Annotated in this window: 17 protein-coding genes and 4 pseudogenes; 13 read left to right on the top strand and 8 right to left on the bottom strand. The window is 70.2% G+C overall.

All coding sequences use genetic code 11. The features are described 5' to 3' along the window. The 6 genes from BIV23_RS02155 to BIV23_RS53795 all read left to right on the top strand — a co-directional run bounded on the left by BIV23_RS02155 (window position 1) and on the right by BIV23_RS53795 (window position 8,231). Entirely contained in the window at window positions 1–984 is a 984-nt protein-coding gene (locus BIV23_RS02155) for an acetylxylan esterase (RefSeq protein ID WP_071379085.1), read from the top strand. A gap of 38 nt (window positions 985–1,022) precedes the next feature. Continuing rightward, entirely contained in the window at window positions 1,023–2,423 is a 1,401-nt protein-coding gene (locus BIV23_RS02150; protein ID WP_071378975.1) for a GH1 family beta-glucosidase, read from the top strand. Beyond that, window positions 2,420–4,702: an alpha-xylosidase gene (gene yicI, locus BIV23_RS02145; RefSeq protein ID WP_071378974.1), complete on the top strand. Its 2,283-nt coding sequence runs from the start codon at window positions 2,420–2,422 to the stop codon at window positions 4,700–4,702. Before BIV23_RS02150 ends, yicI begins: the two co-directional genes overlap by 4 nt. A gap of 87 nt (window positions 4,703–4,789) precedes the next feature. Next, window positions 4,790–5,779 carry a phosphotransferase family protein gene (locus BIV23_RS02140; protein WP_071378973.1) on the top strand — a complete coding sequence of 330 codons (990 nt, stop codon included), beginning with the start codon at window positions 4,790–4,792 and terminating at the stop codon, window positions 5,777–5,779. Between the two features lie 108 nt (window positions 5,780–5,887). Continuing rightward, window positions 5,888–7,870: a glycoside hydrolase family 31 protein gene (locus BIV23_RS02135; RefSeq protein ID WP_071378972.1), complete on the top strand. Its 1,983-nt coding sequence runs from the start codon at window positions 5,888–5,890 to the stop codon at window positions 7,868–7,870. A gap of 13 nt (window positions 7,871–7,883) precedes the next feature. After that, the gene (locus BIV23_RS53795; protein WP_425443453.1) at window positions 7,884–8,231 is read left to right on the top strand and encodes a non-reducing end alpha-L-arabinofuranosidase family hydrolase; all 348 of its coding nucleotides are present in this window, start codon (window positions 7,884–7,886) and stop codon (window positions 8,229–8,231) included. On the opposite strand, the gene BIV23_RS02125 is transcribed toward BIV23_RS53795, so the two are convergent. Further along, window positions 8,143–8,937, bottom strand: a complete 795-nt coding sequence (locus BIV23_RS02125) for an AraC family transcriptional regulator (protein ID WP_071378970.1) — start codon at window positions 8,935–8,937, stop codon at window positions 8,143–8,145. The genes BIV23_RS53795 and BIV23_RS02125 overlap by 89 nt on opposite strands. A 73-nt stretch (window positions 8,938–9,010) precedes the next feature. Between BIV23_RS02125 and BIV23_RS02120 the strand changes: the two genes are divergently transcribed. Then, window positions 9,011–9,829, top strand: a complete 819-nt coding sequence (locus BIV23_RS02120; RefSeq protein WP_177239670.1) for a phytanoyl-CoA dioxygenase family protein — start codon at window positions 9,011–9,013, stop codon at window positions 9,827–9,829. Beyond that, entirely contained in the window at window positions 9,826–10,101 is a 276-nt protein-coding gene (locus BIV23_RS02115; RefSeq protein ID WP_071378968.1) for a hypothetical protein, read from the top strand. Before BIV23_RS02120 ends, BIV23_RS02115 begins: the two co-directional genes overlap by 4 nt. A gap of 738 nt (window positions 10,102–10,839) precedes the next feature. Here the strand turns inward: BIV23_RS02115 and BIV23_RS02110 are convergent. Both BIV23_RS02110 and BIV23_RS02105 read right to left on the bottom strand, forming a co-directional pair. Beyond that, window positions 10,840–11,256, bottom strand: a complete 417-nt coding sequence (locus BIV23_RS02110; RefSeq protein WP_079172879.1) for a ribonuclease domain-containing protein — start codon at window positions 11,254–11,256, stop codon at window positions 10,840–10,842. A gap of 318 nt (window positions 11,257–11,574) precedes the next feature. Further along, complete coding sequence (locus tag BIV23_RS02105) at window positions 11,575–12,015, bottom strand: guanyl-specific ribonuclease (RefSeq protein ID WP_071378966.1); 441 nt, start codon at window positions 12,013–12,015, stop codon at window positions 11,575–11,577. A gap of 552 nt (window positions 12,016–12,567) precedes the next feature. On the opposite strand from BIV23_RS02105, the gene BIV23_RS02100 reads away from it, so the two are divergent. Further along, window positions 12,568–13,632 carry a S1 family peptidase gene (locus tag BIV23_RS02100; protein ID WP_483883309.1) on the top strand — a complete coding sequence of 355 codons (1,065 nt, stop codon included), beginning with the start codon at window positions 12,568–12,570 and terminating at the stop codon, window positions 13,630–13,632. A 223-nt stretch (window positions 13,633–13,855) separates the two neighbouring features. Next, a pseudogene (locus BIV23_RS51435) lies at window positions 13,856–14,343 on the top strand (transposase); the annotation flags it as partial. 212 nt (window positions 14,344–14,555) lie between these two features. On the opposite strand, the gene BIV23_RS02090 reads toward BIV23_RS51435, so the two are convergent. Continuing rightward, window positions 14,556–15,905 carry an NAD(P)/FAD-dependent oxidoreductase gene (locus tag BIV23_RS02090; protein ID WP_177239656.1) on the bottom strand — a complete coding sequence of 450 codons (1,350 nt, stop codon included), beginning with the start codon at window positions 15,903–15,905 and terminating at the stop codon, window positions 14,556–14,558. An 872-nt stretch (window positions 15,906–16,777) separates the two neighbouring features. On the opposite strand from BIV23_RS02090, the gene BIV23_RS02085 reads away from it, so the two are divergent. From BIV23_RS02085 to BIV23_RS02075, 3 genes are read left to right on the top strand one after another with little or no spacing between them, the layout of a single operon-like run. After that, window positions 16,778–17,854 (top strand): extracellular solute-binding protein, encoded by a 1,077-nt coding sequence (locus tag BIV23_RS02085; protein ID WP_071378962.1) that lies wholly within the window; start codon window positions 16,778–16,780, stop codon window positions 17,852–17,854. Further along, window positions 17,851–19,392 (top strand): ABC transporter permease, encoded by a 1,542-nt coding sequence (locus tag BIV23_RS02080; protein ID WP_071378961.1) that lies wholly within the window; start codon window positions 17,851–17,853, stop codon window positions 19,390–19,392. The genes BIV23_RS02085 and BIV23_RS02080 overlap by 4 nt, the downstream gene beginning before the upstream one ends. A gap of 1 nt (window position 19,393) precedes the next feature. Beyond that, entirely contained in the window at window positions 19,394–20,473 is a 1,080-nt protein-coding gene (locus BIV23_RS02075; RefSeq protein ID WP_071378960.1) for an ABC transporter ATP-binding protein, read from the top strand. A gap of 1,090 nt (window positions 20,474–21,563) precedes the next feature. Here BIV23_RS02075 and BIV23_RS51430 read toward each other — a convergent pair. From BIV23_RS51430 to BIV23_RS02060, 4 genes and pseudogenes are all read right to left on the bottom strand, one after another. Next, window positions 21,564–21,704: pseudogene (locus tag BIV23_RS51430) on the bottom strand (ISAzo13-like element transposase-related protein); the annotation flags it as partial. 264 nt (window positions 21,705–21,968) lie between these two features. Further along, a pseudogene (locus BIV23_RS51425) lies at window positions 21,969–22,391 on the bottom strand (IS110 family transposase); the annotation flags it as partial. A gap of 209 nt (window positions 22,392–22,600) precedes the next feature. After that, window positions 22,601–23,926 (bottom strand): annotated as a pseudogene (locus tag BIV23_RS02065) (MATE family efflux transporter); the annotation flags it as partial. Continuing rightward, entirely contained in the window at window positions 23,923–25,185 is a 1,263-nt protein-coding gene (locus tag BIV23_RS02060; protein ID WP_071378958.1) for an MFS transporter, read from the bottom strand. The gene BIV23_RS02060 and the pseudogene BIV23_RS02065, both read right to left, overlap by 4 nt. Window positions 25,186–25,190 lie beyond the last annotated feature (5 nt).

Here is a 25,190-nt window from a genome sequence, read left to right as displayed (position 1 = left end):
ATGCCGTTCACCGACTTCGGACGTGACGAACTCGTCCGCTACCGCCCTGAGTCAGCCGCCCCGCCCGCCTTCGACGCGTTCTGGCAGCACACCCTCGACGACGCCCGGGCACGGGCCGGGGCCACCAAGACGGAACCGGTCACCGACCGGCACCGGCTGCGCACCATCGAGGTGGACGACGTGCGCTTCACCGGCTGGAACGGCGAACCGGTGGCCGCGTGGCTGCTGCGCCCGCGTGGCGCCGAAGGCCCGTTGCCGGTCGTCGTCACCTACGCCGGATACACCGGCGGCAGGGGCCTGCCCACCGAGCACCTGTTCTGGTCGGCGGCGGGCTACGCCCAGCTCGTCGTCGACAGCCGCGGCCAGGGCCACGACACCCCGGACCGAACCCTGGGCGACGGCACGCAGTGGGCCGAGGGATTCATGACCCGCGGCATCGACTCGCCCGAGAACTACTACTACCGGCGCCTGATCACCGACTGCGTGCGCGCCGTGGACGCCGTCGCAGAGCTGCCCGGCCTCGACGCCAACCGGATCGTGGTGACGGGCGGCAGCCAGGGCGGCGGACTGGCCCTCGCCGTCGCCGGGCTCACCGGGGACCGCGTGGCTGCGGTGATGCCGGACGTCCCGTTCCTGTGCCACTACCGTCAGGGCGCGCAGACATCCCTGGACGGCCCGTACCAGGAACTCGTCAAGTACCTGCGCTGGCACAGCCGACACCGCTTGCAGGCGACCTTCGCCACCCTCGACTACTTCGACGGCGTCCACTTCGCCCAGCGGGCCACCGCCCCGGCGCTGTTCAGCGTCGGTCTGATGGACCCGGTCTGCCCGCCCCGGACGGTCTACGCCGCGTTCAACCACTACGCGGGCGAGGACCGCACCATGACCGTCTGGCCCTTCGCCGACCACGCCGGCGGCTGCGGCTCCAACCCGCCCGTCCAGCTGTCCTGGCTGCACGACCGCGGGCTGGCACCGGAGCTGTGACCGTTCCCGATCACCGAGAGAACAGTGAGGTGCGCCGCATGAGCAGGTCGGCCTTCCCGGAACTGCCACCCGGCTTCCGGTTCGGCGCCGCCACCGCCGCGTACCAGATCGAGGGCGCCCACGACGAGGACGGCCGCGGCCCGTCCATCTGGGACACCTACAGCCACACCCCGGGCCGTACCCTCGGCGGCGCCACCGGCGACACCGCCTGCGACCACTACCACCGCTACCCCGAGGACGTCGCCCTGCTCCGCGAACTCGGCGTCGAAGGCTACCGCTTCTCGATCTCCTGGCCGCGCCTGCTGCCCGACGGTACCGGAGCGGTCAACCCGAAGGGCCTGGACTTCTACGACCGGCTGATCGACGAACTGCTCGCCGCCGGAATCGCGCCCGCCGTCACCCTCTACCACTGGGACCTGCCCCAGGCCCTGGAAGAGCGCGGTGGCTGGCGCGTCCGGGAGACCGCCGAGGCGTTCGCGGACTATGCGGCCCTCGCCGCCGAGCGCTACGGCGACCGGGTGGAGCGCTGGATCACCCTCAACGAGCCGTTCTGCTCCGCCTTCGTCGGCTACGCCGAGGGCCGGCACGCGCCCGGCGCGCGGGAGGGCCGCGGGGCCCTGGCGGCCGCGCACCACCTGCTGGTCGCCCACGGCCTGGCCGTGCGGGAGCTGCGCGCCGCCGGCGCCCGTGAGGTCGGCATCACGCTCAACCTCGACCGGCTGCACGCCGCCTCCGACCGGAGCGAGGACCTCGCCGCCCTGCGCCGGGCCGAGGTGCTTCACAACGAGGTCTGGACGGAGCCGCTGTTCGCCGGGCGCTACCCCGAGCACGAGGCCGAGACCTGGGAGGGTCTGGCCGACGGCCCCTGGCGCCGACCGGGGGACCTGCAACTGATCGGCGCACCAATGGACTTCGTCGGCATCAACTTCTACCGGCCGATCACCGTCGAGGCCGTCCCGCACCGCGAGGACGACCCCGAACCGCGCACCGCCATGGACATCGGCGTCGCCGAGCCGAACCCGTACGGCACCCGACTCACCACCATGGGCTGGCCCGTCGTCCCGTCCGCGCTCACCGGACTCCTCCGCGGACTCCACTCCCGCTACCCGCAGCTCCCGCCGGTCTGGATCACGGAGAACGGCTCGGCGGAGGCCGACACCGTCGCCCCCGACGGCCGGGTGCACGACGAGGAACGGATCGACTACCTGGCCGGTCACCTCGCCGCCGTCGTCGACGCCATCGCGGCCGGCGTCGACGTGCGCGGCTACTACGTCTGGTCCCTGCTGGACAACTTCGAGTGGGCCCGCGGCTACGAGCAGCGCTTCGGCCTGGTCCGCGTCGACTACGACACCCTGACCCGCATCCCCAAGGACAGCTACCACTGGTACCGGGGCCTGATCACCGCGCACCGTGCGCGGACGGAGGAACCTGCCCGATGAAGTTCACCGACGGCTACTGGCTGATGCGCCCGGGCGTCACTGCGCGCTACTCCACCGAGGTCGCCGATGTCCGCACCAGCGAGGACCGGATGACCCTCTGGGCGCCGGTCAAGCACGTGCGCGGCCGCGGTGACACGCTCAACAGCCCGCTGCTGACCGTCGAGTGCTGGTCGCCGGCCGAGGGCGTGATCGGGGTGCGCACCACGCACCACGCCGGCTCGGTCCGCCGAGGGCCGCAGTTCGACCTTCCGGGTGCGGAGCAGGGGGTCGGCAAGGTGCACCGCGAGGGCGAGATGGTGCAGCTCAGCTCCGGTGACCTCACGCTGCGGGTGGACACCTCCCAGCCGTGGCGGCTGGAGTTCACCGCCCAGGGACGGGTGTTGACCTCCGTGGGCGAGCGCGGCACGGGCTTCGTCACCGACGCCGAAGGCCGCCACCACATGCTGGGCCAGCTCTCGCTGGGTGTCGGCGAGTCGGTGTACGGGCTCGGGGAGCGGTTCACACCGTTCGTCCGCAACGGGCAGACGGTGGACATCTGGCAGGCCGACGGCGGCACCAGCAGCGAACAGGCCTACAAGAACGTCCCGTTCCACCTGACCAACCGGGGTTACGGAGTCTTCGTCAACCACCCCGGCAAGGTCAGCTACGAGGTCGGATCGGAGTCGGTCGGGCAGGTGCAGTTCAGCGTCGAGGACCAGTCGCTGGAGTACTTCGTCATCCACGGCCCGACCCCGAAGCAGATCCTGGCCCGCTACACCGCGCTCACCGGCCGCCCCGCACTGCCCCCCGCCTGGGCCCTGGGCCTGTGGCTGACCACCTCGTTCACCACCGACTACGACGAGGCCACGGTCAACCGCTTCGTCGGCGGCATGGCCGAACGCGGCATCCCGCTGAGCGTCTTCCACCTCGACTGCTTCTGGATGCGCGAGTACCAGTGGTGCGACTTCGACTGGGACTCCGACACCTTCCCCGACCCGGCGGGCATGCTGGCCCGACTCAAGCGGCAGGGTCTGCGCATCTCCGCCTGGATCAACCCCTACATCGCCCAGAAGTCCGCGTTGTTCGCCGAGGGCATGCGCGAGGGCTACCTGGTGCGCCGCCCGGACGGCAGCGTCTGGCAGTGGGACCTGTGGCAGCCCGGAATGGCCCTGGTGGACTTCACCGACCCCGCCGCCCGCGACTGGTACACCGGCAAGCTGCGCACCCTGCTGGACGTCGGTGTGGACTGCTTCAAGACCGACTTCGGCGAGCGCATCCCCACAGACGTCGTCTGGCACGACCGCTCCGACCCGGAGCTGATGCACAACTACTACACCCACCTCTACAACCAGGCCGTCTTCGAGCTGCTGCGCGAGGAGCGCGGTGAGGGCGAGGCTCTGCTCTTCGCCCGGTCCGCCACCGCGGGCGGCCAGCAGTACCCGGTGCACTGGGGCGGCGACTGCGCATCGCACTTCAGCGCCATGGCGGAGTCGCTGCGCGGGGGCCTGTCCCTGGGCCTGTCCGGCTTCGGCTTCTGGAGCCACGACATCGGCGGCTTCGAGGGCACCCCTACCCCCACCGTTTTCAAGCGCTGGACGCAGTTCGGCCTGCTCTCCTCACACAGCCGCCTGCACGGCAGCAGGTCCTACCGCGTGCCGTGGGACTACGGTGAGGAGGCCGTCGAGGTCACCCGCGAGTTCACCCTCCTCAAGCACCGCCTCGCGCCCTACCTCCAGTACGCCGCCCAGCAGGCGCACGCCACCGGCGTGCCGGTGATGCGCGCCATGGTGCTGGAGTTCCCCGACGACCCCGCCGCCGCCGCGCTCGACCGGCAGTACCTGCTCGGCGACGACCTGCTCGTCGCCCCGGTCTTCACCGACGACGGCACGGTCGAGTACTACGTCCCCGAGGGCACCTGGACGAACTTCCTGACCGGCGACCAGGTCACCGGCCCGCGCTGGGTACGCGAACGGCACGGCTTCCACACCCTGCCGCTGCTCGCCCGCCCCGACTCCGTCATCCCCCTCGCCGCCGACGACCAGCACCCGGTCTCCGCCTGGGCCGAGGGTGTGGAACTGCGGGTGCACGCCTTCACCGACGGCGCCGAGCGCACCGTGGTGATCCCGAACACCGACGGCCCCGGCCGGACCGCCGTCTTCCACCTGCGCCGCGAGGGCGGCCTGCTGCGGGTGACCACCGACAGCCCGCACCCCTGGCAGCTGCGCATCGGCGGCCCGGACGGCGTCCTGCACGTCAGCCCGCCCCGCACCGCGGAGGCCGAACTGCCCTACCCGGGCTGAGGCCGGTCCCAGGACGCCCGAGGCCCCGCGCCCCCGCAAGGGCGTGCGAGGGCCCCGCCCCCTCCCATCCCGGCACCGGAGGTGTCCGTGCAGAGCCGCACCAAACGTCATCTCACGCCCGCCGCGCTCGACGCCCTGCTGCGCGGCTCCATCGGCCTGGGGTGCCGTCTGGAGCACGAGCTGACCGACGGCTGGTTCAACAGCGCCTACCGCGTGCTGCTGGATGACGGCCGGCCCGCCGTCGTCAAGCTCGCGCCACCGGCCGACGCACCGGTACTGCGGTACGAACGGGGCATCCTCGGGACGGAGACGATGGTCTACCGGCGGCTCGCAGCCCTGCCGGAAGGCACAGTTCCGGTGCCCGAACTGCTCCACGCGGACGAGGAGTTCATCGTCCTGTCGCTCCTGGAGGGAACTCCGTGGGACAAGGCGGGCGAGCAGCTCTCCGCCGACGCGTGGGCTCTGCTCCGCCGGGAACTGGGCGCGATCACCGCCCGACTGCACACCCTGGCCCCGACTGACGGCCTCTTCGGCTACCCGGCCGCTGAGTCCGGTCTGTCCGCCGCAGCCTGGCGCACGGCCTTCAGCGCCATGGTCGAGGCCCTGCTCGACGACGCCGACCGCCGGCGCTCGCCGTCGGCCGTATCGTCATCGGACATCCGCACGCTGGTGTCCGAAGGCGGGTACGCCCTGGACGAGGTCACGGAGCCCCGGTTGGTTCACTTCGACCTCTGGCCGGGCAACATCTTCATCCGGCCGGGTGACGCAGGGCAGGCCGGGATCACCGGGCTCATCGACCACGAGCGGGCCTTCTGGGGCGACCCGGCCGCCGAGCTGGTCTCCCTGGCCTTCGGCGGCGACACCGGCCCGGACAGCGACCTCGCCACCGGTTACACCGCAGCAGGCGGCAACCTCGACTTCAGCCCCGCCCTCCGGCACCGAGTGGCGCTTTACCAGCTCTACCTGGCCCTTCTGCTGGTCGTGGAGTGCGCCCCGCGCGGCTACGGGGAGGACCACCTCGCATTCTGCCGCCGAATGCTCGCCGACTCCGTCGCCCGGCTCCGGGCGCTGGGATAGACAGCCGTGGATCCGGGTCGTTGCTCCTGCTGTGAAGAACGCGGACGGCGTCGGTGATCGGCGACCGGCCGTACTCACCCGCCACTTGAGAAGAACAGGGGAAACACCTTGTCCTACAGCATTGTCGCGGGCGGCCTGGAGCGGCACACCGCCGCAGAGATCCTCCGCATCGAGCCCTGGGGACCGGACGCCGTCCGGGTGCGGGCCTCGTCCGGGACCATCGACCCCGCCGCCCCCGGTGCGCTGGAGAACCCCGCGCCCTGCCCGCACGCCGAACTGTCGGTATCGGACGACGGCTGTGCCCGCCTGGTCAACGGCCTCGTCGCTGTCGAGGCCTCGGCGGACGGCCGGCTGAGGTTCCGCCACGCCGTCTCGGGCCGCGAACTCCTCGCCGAGAGGAGCCCGTACGCGCATCACACCTGCTCTCGCGTCCACACGGCGGGCGGCCGGACAGAACAGTCCTTCGAGGCCTACGACGGTGAACGGCTGCACGGCCTGGGGCAGCATCTGCACGGGCGCCTGGACCAGAAGGGCTGTGTGATCGACCTCGTCCAGGCCAACACCGTGGCGGCCGTCCCCTTTCTGCACTCCTCGCGCGGCTACGGACTGCTGTGGAACAACCCCGCCACGGGCCGTGTCGAACTGGGTGCCGACACCACCCGGTGGACCGCCGACGCCGGCGGGCGCGTCGACTACTGGATCACCGTCGGCGACACCCCGGCCCAGATCCTGGACTCCTACACCCGGGCCACCGGACGCCCGCCCCTCCTGCCCGAGTGGGCGTCCGGATTCTGGCAGTCGAAGCTGCGCTACCGCACCCAGGACGAACTCCTGGCGGTGGCACGGGAGTACAAGCAGCGGGGACTACCGCTGTCCGTCATCGTCTGCGACTTCTTCCACTGGTCCAGGATGGGCGACTGGCGATTCGAGGAGAGCGAGTGGCCCGACCCCGCGGCCATGGTCGACGAGCTGACGGACCTCGGGGTGAAACTCGCCGTCTCGGTGTGGCCCACCGTCGAGCCCGGCAGTGACACGTACGACGAACTGCGCTTCGCCGGACACCTCGTACGGGACACCGACGGCGGCCTGCTCACCTTCCCGTGGCCGTCCCGGTACGGCGGAGACGCGCTGATACGCCCGATGGCGTACTACGACGCCACCCACCCCGGAGCACGCGCCGCGCTGTGGCAGCGGCTGAACGACAACTACCGTTCGCTGGGCGTGGCGTGCTTCTGGCTGGACGCCTGCGAGCCCGACCTGCCGCGCGATCACTCCGACCGTGCCGTCTACGCCGCCGGGCCGGCCGCCGCGGCCGCGAACCTCTACCCTCTGCTGCACGCCCGCGCGGTCGCCGACGGCCTGCGCACGGCGGGCGAGGACCGGCCGCTGTCGCTGATCCGCTCCGCGTGGGCGGGCAGCCAGCGGTACGGGGCCCTGCTGTGGTCCGGCGACATCCCCACCACCTTCGACTCCCTCGCGCGCCAGATCAGGGCCGGGCTGAACGTCGCGATGAGCGGCATCCCCTGGTGGAACACCGACATCGGCGGCTTCTTCGGCGGCAACCCGGACGACCCCGCGTACCGCGAACTGCTGATCCGGTGGTTCCAGTACGGCACCTTCAGCCCCGTTATGCGGCTGCACGGGGACAGGAAGCCCAACCACCCCACCTTCTCCACGGACATGACCGGCGGGCCGAACGAGGTCTGGTCGTACGGGGAGGAGGCGTACGGCATCCTCCGCGACCACCTGTTGCTGCGCGAGCGCCTGCGCCCGTACCTGCGGCGGCTGTCCGAGGACGCCCACCGCACCGGCGCCCCGCCGATGCGCCCGCTGTTCTTCGACTTCCCCGAGGACGAGCACGCCTGGGAGGTGGACGACCAGTTCCTGCTCGGCCCCGACGTGCTGGTGGCACCCGTCTATGAGGCGGGCGCCCGGGCCCGCCGGGTGTATCTGCCGTCCGGCGCCCGCTGGCTCGACCCGGTCACCGGAGACGTCGTGGAGGGCGGAACGACGCTCGACGCACAGGCCCCACTGGAACGCATCCCCGTCTTCGTACGGCAAGGGACCGACGTCGCAGCCCGGCTCGGCTGACCTCCCGCCCGACGTGGTCTACAACGGCGAGCACCTGGTGTGCGCGTCGAACGTGTCGGGGTCGAGGTACGGCTCGATGGCGTTCGCGCCCTTCACGAACTGGTCGGACACGGCGTCGGCCGGCCAGATCGGGATGAGCCGGTCCGCGGTGGCGCCCACGCTGTTCCACTTCGCGCCCAGGAACATCTGGGCGCCGGCGTCCCAGTGGGGCGCCTCGCCCAGACGGCAGGCGGGAGAGGTCCAGTGGGCCGTGATGGTGTCTGCCGGCACCCTCACGGTCCTGGGCCGTCCAGCCCCGCAGGTGCAGCCGCACGTACCTCACGCGGGCTCGCGCCGAGTTCACGGCGGCAGGCCTTGTTGAAGGCCTGGAGATCGGCGATGCCCACGGACGCTGCGATGGCGGTGATGGACAGGGTGGAGGACAACAGGAGGTGGCGGGCGCGCTGAAGGCGGCGATGCCGGATGTACGAAACGACTGTGAGGCCGGTTTCGGCACGGAACACGCGCGTCAGGTGGGTGTGGGAGATTCCGACGGCGCGAGCGACGTGCGGCACGGACAACGGGCCGGCCAGGTGTTCCTCGACGTAGGCCTGGGCGGCTGCCACGAAGGGGTGGCGGCGCCCGGCTCCGTCGGCTCTTGGCAACTCGGCGATGCGCCACAGAGCGGTCCAGACCTCGGCCGAGGCTCGCGGGGGAGAAGTCGGCATGGCCGTCACGGCGTGTCGGAGCAGATCGGCCAGGCGTGTGCTCTCGGCCGCGGCGTCCTGCATCACCGGCACCACCCGCGCGGTTCCGCCGTCGTGCAGCCGCAGATGGACGTAGAAGTGCTCCGACCTGCCCCGGTAGTGAAAGTGCACCTCCGTGTTCGGTGGCACCAGGCTGACGTGGCCGGGGCGTATGGGGTGGACCGACTGCCCGAGGGACAGAGCACCCTCGTAGTTGTAGAGGTGCAGCTGCCACAGGTCGGGCAGCCGGAAGACGTCGTGGGCGGCGGAGACGCCGTGCACCCCGATGCCGGCATCGACCACGGTGGGCGCCTCGTCGAGCCGCAGTGTTGCGTGTTTCACGAGGACGGAAAATTACCAGCACTGGACGATTTCAGCCCACGACCGATCCCGACAGGGCACGTACGTTCGTCGCATGCCAACCAGCAAGCAACTCCTGACATCGGTTCAGGTGGCGCGCTTCGTCGCGCAGGGATTCCTGCGCCTGGACGGGGTGGTGCCGCAGGAGATCAATGAACGGGCCATCGCGGCCTTGACCGAGGGCCTGCCGGAAGTGGCTTACGGCACTCCGCTGGGCGGGGCGTTCGCGCCGGACACCTTCATCGACGCGCTGCTCGCCCTGCCGGTCGTCGCAGGCGCCGTCGAAAGCCTGGTCGGCCCCGGCCCGACCGTTGACCACCATGCGGTGCATGTGCGCGAGCCGCACGAGGGACAGGCGCAGCCGCTCCACGGAGACGCGATCATCGATGTGCGGCCGGATGCGTTCGACATCCAGCTCATGTACTACCCGCACGAGGTGACCGCCGAGATGGGCGGCACCCTCAGCGTGCCCGGAAGCCATCTGCGCAGGATCAACGAGACGGACGTCGGCCGTGTCCAGAACCTCAGAGGGCAGACCCGTCTGACCTGCCCGGCAGGCACGGTCGTTCTCGTGCACCACGGCATCTGGCACAGTGGCCGCCGCAACGACACCGCGGGCCGCCGCTACATGTACAAACTCCGCCTCAACCCGACCGTGCCGCAGGTGCGCCTGTGGGACGTCTGCGACCTGCACGACCCTGCGGTGGCCGCGGAACTCAATACGTACTTCCCCTGGTTCGAGCAGGCCACGGCTCGACTGGAGATCTACAACCGGGTCCTCCTGTGGCGGGCCCTTACCGGTGACGACTCGTTCGATGTCGAGTACTGGGTCACGCGCGTGAGCAATCGGCCGACCTTGAGGAGTCCCGCATGAGGCAGCAGGTTCTGGTCCTCTATCTCGCGACGTCGGCGCTGGACTCCGATGTCGTGGGCTGGTCCCGATACGACGGGACCGGCCGGACCCGTCCGACGACCGGCGACAGCGACGAGCCGCCCTATCCCACAGGGCTTGCCGCGCTGCACGACGGGTGGCGCCTGTTCCAGGCCTCCCAACTGCTGCCGCCTCAGTCCGGTCATGAGTACGACGTCTCCTTCCTCAAACACGAGTTCTTCTTCGAGAAGGTGGAGGACAGCCCTCACTCTTGACCCGGTGCTGGGACTGGTGCTCCTGTCCGGTGGGTGGCGTAGCCGTAGCGGGCGTTGAGGTGGCGGACCCATGTGCTGGGGGCGGATGGAACGCTCGTGCGTCGGGGTGTCTGGCCACCAGGGCGCGGGCCTGTGCCAGGTCGGCGGTGGTGGGGGAAGCGTGGGGAGGGGCAGGCCGGCGGCGGCCTTCGCGTAGACCGCCTTGGCCGCGTGATCCCAGCCGTTCGCCGACAGCACGGTGGTGCCGGGGGCGGCGGCGCCTCGGTAGACGGTGCCCGCCACCTGTGTACGGTCGACGGCCAGGGACAGCGCGCGGCGGATGTCCGATTCCGCGGCGATCGCCGTGCTGTGGAGCGGGGCCACCTGCACGGACTTGAGACTCGGGCCACAGTAGAGCTGGCCGGCGACGCTCCTCATGAGGGTGGGCAGCGCCGCGTTGGGGACAGCAACGGCCGGACGGCTGCCCAGTCTGCGTCCGTCATGCCCGAGGGATGCCGGCGCGCCCGGTCGGCTGCGCTGCCGTACGCATGCGCGAGGCAATCACCGGATGATGCAGCCGAGTTGATGTGGGCGGACTCGGCGGCACATCACAACGACATCAGGGCCTCCCGGCGTTGCTCGGTGGATTCTCATCCCCGAGCTACCGAGAGGCCCTGTCTTCAGGCATGCGCATCGGGATGATCACCCGGCGGGAAGACCGGTTCGATCAGCATGTTCCGTGCAGCTCCTGTTGGAGTGTCAGAGCTGGTAGAAGTCGGTGTAGTGGTTGGGGGAGTACCAGACCGTGCCGGTGTTGGAGTCGACGACGATCCGGACCGCGTCGCGGTGGGCGCCGCAGGCGCGGGGGTAGACGTCGTACTCGTAGAAGGTGTCACCGGAGGGCAGCTGCCCGTCGTTGTTGTAGAACTCGCCGCCCGCGTAGCTGCACTGGCCGTCCGGCCAGTCGACCCAGCCCCGGGTGGTCGGGTAGCCGAGGCTGGACCAGGTCGAGTTGGCTGAGGCTGCGTCGGAGCATCCGGCGATGTTGCAGGAGCTGTAGACCGCTGCGTTCGCGGCGGGGCTGTTGATCGCGGACACGCTGAGCACTGACGCGATGGCGGCGAGCAGCACCGCGAACCGCTTGGCCCAGGACAGCTGGGGACGTCGCAGAGTCATCAAGGAATCCTCCCGTTTGTGGTTCATGGACATGACATTCGGAGAGTTGCGTAGCAACGGGTGTATGGCCGGTTGCGAGGGCGATTCAATTGCCGTGTGGTGCAGGCGCATTGTGCTTCAGCCACGGTGGCGGACCACCAGCCGTCGGCCGCGGCCTGACGGAGTTCGGCACGGTGGCGGTGCAGGCCCTCCGACACCGGCTGGACACCTTCTGCCCCGCTGCCGCCGAAGTGGCCGCCCTGCACAAGGGGGATCCGGGCCCGGCGCCGTCTCTCTGCCGCCGCGCGGACGCTTCGCCGGCCCGTGCTGGTGGGGGTATCAGCAGGTGCGGTCGACGAGGCTGAAGGTCTTGTAGTGGTCGGCGGTGTAATAGTCCTCCTGGGACTGCTCGCCGGTCACGATGCGCCGTGCGCCGCGGGTCGGCGCGCCGGGTGTGACCACGGTGTACTCGTGGTAGTAGTCGGCGGCGCTCTGGGGCGGCAGGACGCCTTCGGTGTTGGTGAAGACGGTCCCGTCCTTGGGGTAGGGGAAGGGGCCGCCCTGGTCGATCAGGCTGAGGGTGTCGTGCGCCTGGGAGGGGAGCTGGGAGTAGCAGATGTTCCCGATATCGCTGACGTGGACGACGTTGGTGTGCGTCGTGGTGGCGTGGGCGCTGGCCGCGACGGCGGGCGCCGCGGCCACGGTGGTCCCGCCGAAGAGCAGGGCCGAGGCGAGGGCGCCCGCGGCACCGATCCTGGTGAGTTGTGGGGGGAAGTTCATGACGCACAGAATGACGCGCGTAGACATGCCCCTGTCAATACCGAGCGGGTGAAGTTTCCCAGGAGTTCACAGAGGCATCTCGAGGGTCGCCCTGATCCTCTCGCTGTCACCGGTCGACCCCTGGGCTCTGCAGCGCAGTTGCAGGGTTGTCGCCCAGCCCGCTTCCGAGCGGCGGGTTCGACGTCAGGGCCTGTCGGCGTCGGCGGTTTCGGCTCCGTCCCGTTCCGCCTCCGGTGTGCAGGGGCGTTCGATGTGGAGGGGATTCAGGGCTGCGTGCCGGACTCGCCAGTCGCCCTCCGGTGTCCGGACCCCGGATCCGGATGGCCGGACAACGGAGTGAATGAAGTGTGTTGTAAGCGTGAACGTCTGTGCGTGTGGCGGGGGTTCGGACTTGTGCGCGAGCGAGGCGGGTGCGAATACTGAGGGCTCTTGGCATGGACGTGACACCCGTTGTTGCGGGTCGACTCATCCGTGCCAGGCATGTCACACCTTCCTCCCGGGCCCCCGTGACTCCCCACAGTCAGGGCCCATCCCCCCACGAGAGGCAGTCAGTTGAAGCATCACCGCATACGTCACCGCCGTACGATGCTGGCCGGCGCGGGCGCACTCGCGCTCGCCGCCACGGCGACCCTCACTCTCGCCAACGCTCAGGCCGCCCCCGCGTCCTCGGCGGCCAGGCTCTCCCCGGCTGCCGCGACCACCCTGGCGTCCCAGCTCAAGAGCGGTACGGCCGGCGCGTTCTACGACGCCAAGGCGCAGAAACTGGTCGTCAACGTGGTGGACGAGACGTCCGCGGCGGCCGTCCGGGCCAAGGGGGCCCAGGCCAGGATCGTCCGGCATTCGATGGCGCAGCTCGACGCGGCCCGGCAGACCCTGAAGGCCAAGGCGACCATCCCCGGCACCGCCTGGGCCATGGACCCCAGGGCCAACAAGGTCGTCGTGACCGCCGACCGCACGGTCACCGGCGCCAAGCTGGAACGGCTCACCAAGGTCGCCAAGAGCCTCGGCGACACCGTCGAAATCCACTACACCAAGAGTGAGTTCAAGCCCTTCATCGCCGGCGGCGACGCGATCTGGGGCAGTAGCGCCCGATGCTCGCTCGGCTTCAACGTGGTCAAGGACGGCCAGCCGTACTTCCTGACCGCCGGCCACTGCGGCAACGACGTCAAGGACTGGTCCGACCAGCAGGGCGGCCAGACGATCGCGACCACCGAGCAGTCCACGTTCCCGGGCAACGACTACGCGATCGCCAAGTACACGGGCAACACCGACCATCCCAGCGAGGTCGACCTCTACAACGGCAGCACCCAGAAGATCACCAAGGCCGCGGACGCCGTCGTCGGCGAGAAGGTGCAGCGCAGCGGCAGCACCACCCAGGTCCACGGCGGCACCGTCACCGCACTGAACGCCAGCGTCAACTACCAGGAAGGCACGGTCAGCGGACTGATCCAGACCGACGTCTGCGCCGAGCCCGGCGACAGCGGCGGCGCCCTCTTCGACGGAGACAGCGCCGTTGGCCTCACCTCCGGCGGCAGCGGCGACTGCACAAACGGCGGCCAGACCTTCTTCCAGCCCGTCCCCGCCGCCCTCCAGGCGTACGGCGCACAGATCGGCTGACACCCGGGCCGAACCGCCCTGCCCAATGCCATGAACCGGCCCCGGATCGTCCGGGGGCCGGCGCGCCGCACCCTCGCAGTCACACAGACCGACCGATCCCGCGTTCGGAGTCTTTCCATGCCTGGCCAGTCGGGCCTTTCGTGGCCGGCAGCGGCACTGCCACGTGGAATCCGATGTGCTTCGCGGTTGCACTGCCGATGTAGCCCCAGGCGTCGGCCGGGAGGTGGGACGTAAGTCTCCGTGTCCGGAGGAGTTCAGGAAGGACGCCGTCGCGCTCTACCGCGCCGCGGACGGGAAGCGGACGTACGCGGCGGTGGCCACAGATCTCGGGATCACCGCGGCGTCGCTGCGGACGTGGGTCCGCAAGGACGACTCACAGGCCGTGCCCGGAGGCCCTGACGAGGGCGGGAGCGAGGCGGAGGAGCCGGCCCGGCTGCGGGCGGAGAATGCCCGACTCCTGAAGGCGGAGAAGGAATGGCAGCTGGAGCGCGAGATCCTGCGCCGGGCAGCCGCCTGTTTCACCCGGGAGGTGAAGTGAGCCCTCGCCGCTAGGACTTCATCTCCGAAAACCGCGCCGGTTTCGGCGTCAAGCTGATCTGCCGTGTGTTCGGAGTCTCCCGCTCGGGCTACTACCGGCACCTGGCCACCGCTCAGGCCCGTACCGAGCGCCAGGCCGGGGAGAAGCGGGCCGTGAGCGAGATCCGCGTCATGCCCCGCACACGAATGAGCGGTATGCATCGTAAAAGCTGCTGGTCGCGGGTCCGGTGTGCGTGGGCTTCAGAGTGCCCGGGCCGGTTGCGGACGCGTAGCGCCCGTCAAGATCGTCGGTCAGCGGGCGACTGCGCGGTTCGTCAGGACCATCAGGGCCCTCACCAGCGTGGTCGCCCGCTTCGGGCCGGTGCGCCCCCATGCTGCCTGCGGACTCAGGCTGTGGTCGTGCGGAGGTTTCCTGCCGTCCGGGGGCCGATGAGGACGCGGGACAGCAGGCGTGGATCGGCGAGTGCCAGGGGTCCCGCGACCATGTGGAAGAGGCCGGAGAAGGCGGTGTAGACCTGCGGGTCGTGGGGGACGGTGTCGATCAGGCGGTTCATGAACCAGTTGCCTGCCTTGACAGGCCATGCGGACCGTTCCCAGGCACGGTCGGGGATGGTCGCCATCAGCCACGAGAAGGTCGTGACCCGGGCCAGCCGCTTCTGGAAGTCCTGCCCGTCCAGGCGAGTACGGGCGGTGCGTTGGCTGCGGAGCAGCTGCTCCAGGAGGCGGGCCTCCAGGGCGGCCACGGTCATGCCCTGACCGTAGGCGGGATTGAAGGTGCACACCGAGTCCCCCAGGGCGATCAGTCCCTCGGGCCAGCGGGGCAAGCGGTGGTAGGCGGTCTTCTGGTTGAGCGTACGGGCGTAGCGGCGCACGTCGGAGACGGGGGTGAGGCAGGCGATGGTGTCGGCGATGGGGCCGCGCAGGGTCTTCGCGAAGGCGACGAAGTCGTCCTCGCTGCGGGGCAGTTGGGTTCCGCCGGCTGCGTGGAGGGTGACGTGGAGTGTGTTGTTCTCGATCTGGATCGCGTAGGAGCCCTTGCGGAAGTCGGGGGCCCGCAGGGGTTCCAGCACGCCCATCCACGGGGGCGCGGAGTGTCCGTCGGGGTAGGAGTAGGTACGCGAGGCGTAGCCGATCTGTGCGTCGACTGTCGTAGTGGAGGGGCTGGGCAGGCCGAGGGCGGCCAGCCATCGCGGGAGGTGGGTGGAACGGCCCGAGGCGTCGACCACGAGGTCCGCGGCGATCTCGTCCTCGCTGTCGCCGTTCTTCACGCGCACCCCGGTGACCTTGCCGGGAGCGGCGGTCCGCAGGCCGGTGACGGTCAGCGTGTCCCGTAGGGTGACGCGCTCCAACGCCGCCACCCGTCGGCGCAGGACGTGTTCCAGGAGAGGCCGGGAGAAGGTCTGGATCGGCATGTGCATCGGAACGGGCGGCGGGGTGCCGTTGGGCAGTACGGCACACAGTCCTTCGCCCCAGTCCCACACCGGCGCGCCGGCCTGTTCCAGCTCGGCCCGCAGCCCGGGGAAGTACCCCTCGAACACCTTGGCGCCCAGGGCCAGAAGACCATGGACATGGTGCCCCTGCGGCACCCCGGCCCTGGGCGCGGACGTGCTGGGAAGCGTGTCGCGTTCGATCACGGTGACGGCCTCGAAGCTGTCGGCCAGAACGCGGGCGGCCGCGAGACCCGCCATGCCCGCCCCGATCACCACCGCGTGCCGGGCGTCAGAACCCACAGACATGCTGCTCCCTCCCTCATGCGGGCAGAACCCGCTCTCCCCAGGCCCTTCCATGCCCCGATCAACCCGGATGCACGCACGAAATCTAACGCAGAGAAACCATTTGATGACAAGTTGTAGTTCTCGCGTGGGTGGAGCGGGAGCATCCGGCGTGCCGGACTGCGTGGTGCAGGTGCGCCAGTGGTGCCGGGGGCTTGTCAGCTTCTGGATGCGCATGCGCAGGCCGTCGACGCGACGGGGAGTGAATGCCTTGGCGACGAGTCGGCGCAGGCGAGTGTGGTCGGGTGGATCCATGTTGAGCAGGTGAGCGTCGAGCTCGCGGGGCATGGAGGATCTGTACTCGGCGTCGGTCTCGGCGTTTGCCTTGTTCAGGGAGACCCGAGGGTCTGCCGGATCCGCGCGGGCCTCGGCGTACCGAGTGATCAGCCACACAGGTTCGCCGTCGGGAGTGGTGGTGTGGTGGACCGGGGCGGTTTCGCGGAGCTGGGCGTAGGCGCCAACGGATGACGCTGCCCGGGGATCCTTCATGCAGCGCGATGACGCCCGGCGGTTCGTCACTGCTCGCCGAGAGTCGTCCGTCGTTCGGGGTGCGAGCACTGGCTGTCACGCTTGGGTAACCATTGGTGCGGCCAGTGGTGATGAGCCCCTCATGCTGAGGCCATGAACACGCTATGAGGCGGTCAAAAATCAAAGGCTAAAGCGATGTAAATCACCCTTTTCGGGATCGAAGAATGACCGAATAGCGACTTGCTGGCGCACTCGGGATGGCGTTTTCAGGCAAGGCTTACCTAAGTAAGGTGGGCCTGCTTTGTTGATGGCGGGCGTGTGTCGTGGGGGCGGCGTCGGCGGCCCGTATGTGTCACTTCGGAGGTCTCATGTCTCGTGTCGTCCTGCGGTCCGCGCGCCGGTGCGCCGTGCTGGCGACGGCGGTGTCACTGTCGGCCCTGGCGCTGGCGGGGTGCAGCGGTTCGAACGACTCCGCGAACACGTCGTCGGACAAGGCGTCGGGTGGTTCGCTGAAGGGGCAGGCGATCACCGTCTACAGCGGTCAGCATGAGCAGACGGTCAGCGCGCTGGTGAAGGACTTCCAGGCACGGACCGGCATCAAGGCCAACGTCCGCTCCGGTGACGAGGCGGAGCTGGCCAACCAGATCCTTACCGAGGGACCGGCCTCCCCGGCGGATGTGTTCTTCGCCGAGAACCCGCCCGCGCTGACCACCCTGGAGAACAAGGGCCTCCTGGCGAAGGTGAACTCCTCCACTCTGGCGGCGGTTCCGTCGACCGACAGCTCGGCCGAGAGCGACTGGGTGGGCGTCTCCGCCCGCGAGGCGGCGTTCGTCTACGACACCGGCAGGCTCAAGGCGGCCCAAGCGCCCGCCGGCGTCAAGGACCTGGCCGGCACGGCATGGAGGGGGAAGCTGGGCATCGCGCCGAGCGAAACGGACTTCACCCCGATCGTCACCAGGATGATCAAGACGGAGGGCCAGGCGGGCGCGAAGAGCTGGCTGGAGGGGCTGAAGGCGAACAGCAAGGTCTACGGCAGCAACGAGGACCTGGTCGCCGCGGTGAACCGGGGCGAGGTCGAGGCGGGTGTCATCGACCACTACTACTGGTACCGGCTGCGCGACGAACAGGGCGCCTCGCACATGCAGAGCGCCCTCGGTTACTTCAAGCAGGGCGACCCCGGCGCGCTGGTGGACGTCTCCGGAGCCGCCGTCCTCTCCCATGGCAGGCACCAGGCGGCCGCCCAGGCGTTCCTCGCCTATCTGACGAGCAAGCCCGCCCAGCAGATCATCGCCACCTCCGAGAGCTATGAGTACCCGCTCGCCGCCGGGGTGAAGAACACGAAGGTGAGCCGGCCGCTGACTGCCTCCGGGCCGGTCGCGCAGGCCGGTGACCTCGGCGACGGCAAGGACGCCCTGCAGCTCCTGCAGTCCGTCGGTCTGCTGTGAGGACACTTCGTACGGCGCCGGGCCCGCTGCCGCTGGTGGCGGGTCTGGTCGCGCTGCTCGTCGCCTCTCCGCTGGTGTTCGTCGGGCTGCAGGCCGCACAGGCGGGCAGCGACACCGCGCACCGTCTGCTGGCCCGCCCCGTGATCGGCACGCTGCTGTGGCACACCGTCGCCCTCACCACGGTCGTCACCGCCGGCACACTCGTGCTCGGCTTCGCCGCCGCCTACCTGGTGGAGCGCACCGACCTGCCCGGACGCCGGGCGTGGACCGTGGCGCTGGCGATGCCGCTCGCGGTGCCGGAGTTCGTCCACGGCTACTCCTGGGTCTCGCTCTTCCCCGAGGTCCAGGGGTACTGGGGCGCGGTCCTGGTGATGACGTCGTCGCTGTATCCGCTGGTGTTCCTGCCGGTGGCCGCCACACTGCGGCACACCGACGCCTCGGCCGAGGAGGTCGCGCGCAGCCTGGGCCGTGGCCGGCTCGCCACCCTGTGGCGGGTCACACTGCCGCTCACCCGCCCCGCCCTCGCGGGCGGCGCACTGCTCGTCTCGCTCTACCTCCTGGGCGAGTACGGGGCGTTCGCGATGCTGCGCTACACCACGTTCGCCACCGCGATCTACAACGAGTTCCAGACCAGCTTCGACATGGCCTCCGCCAGCCTGCTCACCCTCGCCCTGGTCGGCCTCGCCCTGCTCCTCGTGGCTCTCGACGCGCGTGCGGCGCGGCGCGGCCGGGTGGTGCGCGAGGGCACCACCGGGCGGGGCTGCGCCCCGATGTCCCTGGGCCACTGGAAGCCGGTCGCCGCGGGCGCGTTGGCGGCGGTGGTGGGGGTGACGCTCGGGGTGCCGGTCTTCGCACTCGTCCACTGGCTGGTGCGCGGCAGCTCCACCACCCTGCCGTCCGCCTCCATCGTCACCGAGACGGCGACGACCCTGGGGTACGCCCTGTCGTCGGCTGCCGTCGCCACCGCCGCCGCGGTGCCGGTGGCGCTCTACTCCTGGCGCCGCCCCACCCGTCTGGCCCGCACCGTGGAACGCGCCGCCTACCTGACCAGGGCGCTGCCCGGTATCGCCGTCGCGCTGTCGGTGGTGTTCTTCGCGATCCGTTACGCCCAGCCCCTCTACCAGCAGCCGTCGCTGCTGGTGGCCGGGTATGTGGTGCTGTTCTTCCCGCTCGCCCTGACCTCCGTGCGCGCCTCGCTGGCCCATGTCCCGCACGGCGTCGAGGACGTGGCGCGCTCGCTGGGCGTCCGCAGGATCTTCGTCCTGGGCCGGGTCACCCTGCCGCTGATCCTGCCCGGACTCGGCGCGGCGTTCGCGATGGTCACTCTCACCGCGAGCACCGAACTCACTGCCACGCTGCTGCTGCGCCCGACCGGCACCGAGACCCTCGCCACCCAGTTCTGGATCTACACCACCGGCCTCGCCTACGGGGCAGCGGCACCGTACGCCGCCGTGATGGTCGCCCTGTCCGTGCCCGCCGTCCTGATGCTCACCCGCCGCACCTTCGGCACTCGCACCACCGCCCCGAGGGAGAACTGAGATGACCGGCCAGCCGGGCCTGTTGATCGAACAATTGGAGGCGGCACACGGCCGCAGCCCGGTACTCACCGGACTCGACCTCACCGTCGATGACGGGGCGCTCGCCTGTGTCCTGGGTCCCTCCGGTTGCGGCAAGAGCACCCTGCTCCGCATCGTCGCCGGCTTCCACCACGCTGCCCGGGGACGGGTCACCCTGCATGGCCGTCTCCTCGACGACGGCCGCACCAGGGTTCCTGCCGAGCGCCGGCGAATCGGCTATGTACCGCAGGACGGGGCGCTCTTCCCGCACCTGACCGTCGCCGCCAACATCGGCTTCGGCCTGCCCCGCGCCGACCGCCGTGAGCGGGTGGGTGAGATGCTCGACCTCGTGGGGCTCGAGGGTCTCGCCGACCGCCACCCGCACCAGCTCTCCGGCGGCCAGCAGCAACGCGTGGCCCTCGCCCGTGCCCTGGCACCCCGTCCCCAGCTACTCCTGCTGGACGAGCCGTTCGCCGCCCTCGATGCCGCGCTGCGCACCGAACTGCGCACGGAGGTCGCCGCCACCCTGCGCCGGGCGGGTGCCACCGCGATCCTGGTCACCCACGACGTGGACGAGGCACTCACCTTCGCCGACACCATCGCCGTGATGCGGGACGGCCGCATCGTGCAGGCCGACAGCCCCAACACCCTCTACCATCGGCCCGCCGACGCGGGCATCGCCAGAGCCCTGGGCGAAGCCAACCTGCTGCGGTCCAAGCCCGCCGACAGGCACGCCATCACCGCATTCGGACCCCTGCCCCTCACCACCGGTACCGAGCAGGACGGTGTCGTCATGCTCCGTCCCCACCAGCTCCGGATGACCGACGAGCCGAGCCCGCACTGCGTCCGGGCCCGCGTCACCGCCTGCCTCTTCCGGGGCCATGACCACCGCGTCGAATGCGCCCCGGAAGAGGTTGGCCCGGACCTGCCCGAGCGCCTGGTCTTCTACACGCCCGTCCCGCCACCGCCGGTCGGCAGCCAGATCCACCTCCGCGCCGAGGGCCCCGCTCACCCCCTCCATACCGAGATCGCGTCGGCGGAGGCAGAGGCCGTCGGGTCGTAGGTTCGACGGCGGAGCAATCGCGGCGAACGTCATTCCCGTAGGTATTCACAGGAGGTAAAACCTTCTCCGCGGCAAGATCACCGAGAAATTCTGTAAATATTTATGGTCGATATGCCGAATGCGTGGAAACGCACGAGGAGACCGCAGTACTCGCCCCGCGGCCCGGTTCATGCTGTGTCGAACTGCGCGGGAACGGCACGACGGGCGGCAGGCCGGAGTGGGGTGGCGCCTGCGAGCGGTGAGCCATGCTGGGCTGGGGCGACTGAGTGTCAGCAGAGGCGATCGCAGCCCATGACAGCGAAGAGCGGATCCGGGTGCTCGATCCCTCAGGCACCCGGATTCGTATGACAAGCCTCGTCCTGTGCGTGCGCCGAACAGGGAGATAAGATAAACCTGAATCTGCGGAAACGTGGACCTTTGACAGTCGTAAGCGAGATCGAGAACGTCCGTTCCGACGTGTCGACGCTGCTGCGGGGACTCGTGGGTCGGGCGGACTGATCACGGCGCATCAAAGCCGTGCGCAAGGCGGATGCGCAGGGCGCGGTCGCCCCGGGCCCGAGATCTGGTATTCCACCCCCGAAAGGGGGAATCGTCATGCGCGCAAGCACTGTCAGGCGCGTGGCTGCCGCTGTCTGCACCGCCCCCCTCATCGCCATAGCGGCGGGCGCGGGAGCCATCAGTGCGGCTGCGGCCAGCCATCACGCACCGAACAGCACCGTCGCGGTGTCCCCCAAGCCCTGTCCTCCCAAGCAGACCTGCCCACCAGGCTGGGGTCCCGGATGGGGCTGACGGCCCACGAACTGTAGGACCGCAACGCGGTCCTACAGTTGGTTTCCCGCCTCACGACCCGAGTGCTGGAGGGTAGTGCTCCTCGTCGTCGGCACAAGAGGCATCTGATGCAACTGGCCTGCGAGGGCGGGTTGACTGCGGTCCTGTGGAACCTGGGCGGTGCGGGCGGTCCCCGGGGCGGTGGGCGGTGCCCTGGCCGCCACCCGCCTGCAGGAGCAGGCCAGCGAGCGGATGGCCCGGCGCTGCTTCGCCGGCCTGTTCCTGCTGATCGGCATCACGTCCCTGCTCGGGTCCACCGTCTTCGCCGGGCCTTCGGACACCAGCGGCGGATCGATGCCACGGCGAACGCGGCGGTGTCGTGATCGGTGCCCACGTCGACCCAGCCGGTGTTCGCCGCGAGATCGTAGATTCCGTACGGGACGGCCTTGCCCAGCTGGGGGTCTTCGGTGACGAACACCGCGGTCAGGGCCGGTCCGATTCCGCCGATCTTCTGGATCGCGTGGTAGCCCACGTCGTCTGTGAGGCGGGGGACCATCTCCCTGTTGAGCAGGGTCAGTTGCTGGTCGAGGGTGTCCGTCACGGCCCGCAGTGCCCGCACCCGGGCTGCATGGTCGGCGGGCAGTGGTAGCCCGTCGAGTAACGCGGCACCACCGGCGCCGAACAGGTCGCTCATCGGGACGACGACGCCCTGCTCGGCCATCACGCCGTGAGCCTGGTTGCGGCAGCTGGTGCGCAGGTTCACCTGCTTGTGTCTGCCCCGTACCGGTTCCCGGAGCTCCCGTGTCCGAGGCGATGCCAGCCAGGCTTCCGGCAGTCGACCCATCCGCAGCAGGTCGGCCAGATCGGCGGCGTCTGGCTCATCGTTCTTGACCCGGCGGCAAGCAAACGCCTTCACCCCCAAGGGCTGGGCCAGGTGAGCCTCGGCCCCGGCCTCGGTGAGGACGTCAGCGGCCCAGTACCAGCCAAGAGTTGCCTCCAGCACCACCTTCGCGTGCGGACCGGCCTTGACGGTCTCCCGCTTGAGCCGGGCTGGCTCGTTGTCGAAGCGGTCCGTCCTCCCCAGCTGCCGCCCGTCCGCCCCATGCGAACCAAGCCTGAGCGCCGCCGGTGCAGGTCCAGTCCCACCCACTGCACGCCGTCGTACGGTGAAGTCATTGAGGGCCTCCTTGAGTTCGGACTTCTGCCCGAGCCGGGCATCCTGCGCACCCGGCAGGAGCGGGAGGCCCCGCTCCTTTCATCGCATCAGAGAAGAACCATCGTCTGCCGTTACCTGGCTGACCTGAGGGTTTCCCGAGAGCTCCCAGGTGTTGACGCATCGGATGTGCAGGACGTGGGGCCCGCTCCGGTCACCGTCCAGTGACCGGAGCGGGCCCGCGCCCACAGGGTGAGCATGCGGACCGTCATCATCAGGGCCGTCGACAGCCACACCCCGGTCAGCCCGCCGCCCCATACGCGAACCAGCAGGGCCACCGGCGCGAAGACGGCGAGAGTCGCGAGCATGGCCCAGGCCAGGTACCGTCCGTCGCCCGCTCCCATCAGAACGCCGTCCAGGACGAAGACGACTCCGCAGACGGGCTGGCAGAGGGCTATCACCAGGAGAACGGGCACGAAGACGTGCCGTACGGCGGGGTCCGAGGTGAACAGCGGGGCCAGGAGCGGTCGGGCAGCCGTCACCAGCGCCCCGAGAGCCACTCCGGAGGCGATGCCCCACCGCACCATGCGGCGGCACGCCTCACGGGCGCCCTGCACGTCTCCGGCTCCCAGGTGCCGGCCGGTGATCGCCTGGCCCGCAATGGCGATCGCGTCGAGTGCGAAGGCCAGCAGGCTCCACAACGACAGCAGGAGCTGGTGCGCGGCGAGGTCCACGTCCCCGAGGCGCGCCGCGACGGCGGTTGCGATGACGGAGATCGCGCGCAACGACAGCGTCCTGATCAGGAGCGGGACTCCGGCCCGGGCGCAGGCCCGGATGCCCGCGGCGTCGGGACGCAGGCAGGCCCCGTGCCTGCGCGCACCTCGTACGACAACTCCGAGACAGACCGCGGCCATACCCCACTGCGCGACGACGGTGCCCCAGGCGGAGCCCGCGATGCCGAGGCCCGCGCCGTAGACCAGTACTGCATGGAGACCCGCGTTGGCTGAGAACCCGGCGACGGCGACGACGAGGGGGGTCCTGGTGTCCTGCAGTCCGCGCAGGACCCCGGTGGCGGCCATCACCACGAGCATCGCGGGCACCCCGAGGACGGCGGTGCGCAGATACGCCGTCGCGAAGGGTGCGGCGGTGTCCGAGGCGGTGAAGACGCCGACGAGCGCGGGTGCCGTCGGCATCACCGCGGTGACCACCGCGCTGCCGAGCAGCAGTGCCAGCCAGATGCCGTCCATTCCGTGACGGATGGCCGTCTGCGGATCGCCGGCGCCGACCTGGCGGGCGACGGCCGCCGTTGTCGCATACGCGAGAAAGACGAAGACGCTGACGCCGGTCATCAGGAGCGCGGAGGCCACGCCGAGGCCCGCGAGCTGAGCGGTGCCGAGATGACCGACGATGGCGCTGTCCGTCATGACGAACAGCGGCTCCGCCAGGAGAGCCCCGAAGGCCGGGACGGCCAGCGCCAGGATGTCCCTGTCGTGCCGCCGACGGGATGGGACAGCCGTGGGCGCCTTGGTCATGGTGTCGGCACGGTTTCCTGACGCGGGCTCAGAAGTACGTGTCGCAGCAGCGGGTGGAGCGCTGCGGCGACGACGAGGAGAACGCCGCACAGGACGAGCCAGCCGCGGCAGCCGGGCATCGTGATGACGCTCGTGAGCAGCAGCGGGCCGAGGAGGTTGCGGGAGGCGGTGCGGCCGAGGCCGAAGGCCGAGAGGTACTGGCTGCGCAGTGCGTCCGGCGCGATGGCGTAGGAGATCGTCCAGGAAGCGCCCACTTGCAGGACCTCAGCGACGGAGGTGGCGGCCAGGGCCAGGACGAGGAGCGCGAGCGTCGCCCAGCCTCCGGTCGAACCGGCCGCCCCGAAGAGCCCGCAGGACAGGACCAGGAGAACCGCGCACGTGACGTACGAGCGGGCCGCGGACCGCGTCGTGCTGCTGGCCTTCCCTGCGGGGACCTGGAGGAGGATGCAGAACACCGTGTTGACGGCGAAGAGGACGCCGACCATGAACTTCGGCGCGTCGGTGTGGTCGACGACCCACAGCGGCATGGCAATGGCGAGCAGCGGCTGCCACAGCGCCAGGAGGCAGTCGGCGACGGTGAGGACGAGCAGCCTGCCGTCCCGGAAGGTCTTCGCGCTGAGGCTGGACGCCGCACGCTTCGCAGGGCGGTCGGACGGGATGTGCCACAGGACGGCCGCGGTGGCGAGGAAGAGCACTGCGTTGCAGACGAGTAGCGTGGCGAAGGCCCGGAACGTGCCGACACCGATGGCGAGGCCTGCGAGCGACGTACTGACGGTGAGGGCGACATTGGCGACGACCCGGTACAGGGACATCAGCCGTACACGTGTCGAGCCCTCGGCGATCTCGGCCGCGAGGGACTGCACCAGAGGCCCGGTCGCCTGGTCGCCGAGGATGCGGAACGTCGCGACGACGACCAGGCCCCACCACTGGCCCACGAAGAGGTAGCCGACGGTGGCCGCGGAGCGCATCAGGTAGACGGCGATGAGGACCCGCTTCGTGCCGAAGCGGTCGGCGAGCGCACCGACCGGGACCGCGGCGAACATCACCACGACGCCCGCAAGCGCCAGGCCGGTTCCGACGCTCCTGGTGGACAGCCCCACGATCTTGGTGAAGTAGACGGCGGAGGCCGCGAGCATGAGCCCGGTTCCCAGCCAGTCCACCCCGCCCACCACGAGCAGTCTGCGCATGGGCCCCGTCAGCCAGGCGAGCCAGGGCGTGCGCGGGGATTCCGCTTCGAACGGTCGGTTCTTCAGGAGCATGTCCG

The organism is Streptomyces monashensis, from assembly GCF_001866665.1.
Lineage (GTDB): Bacteria > Actinomycetota > Actinomycetes > Streptomycetales > Streptomycetaceae > Streptomyces > Streptomyces monashensis.
Note: the sequence above shows the minus strand (reverse complement) of the source record. Positions and strands in the feature narration are given on the sequence as shown.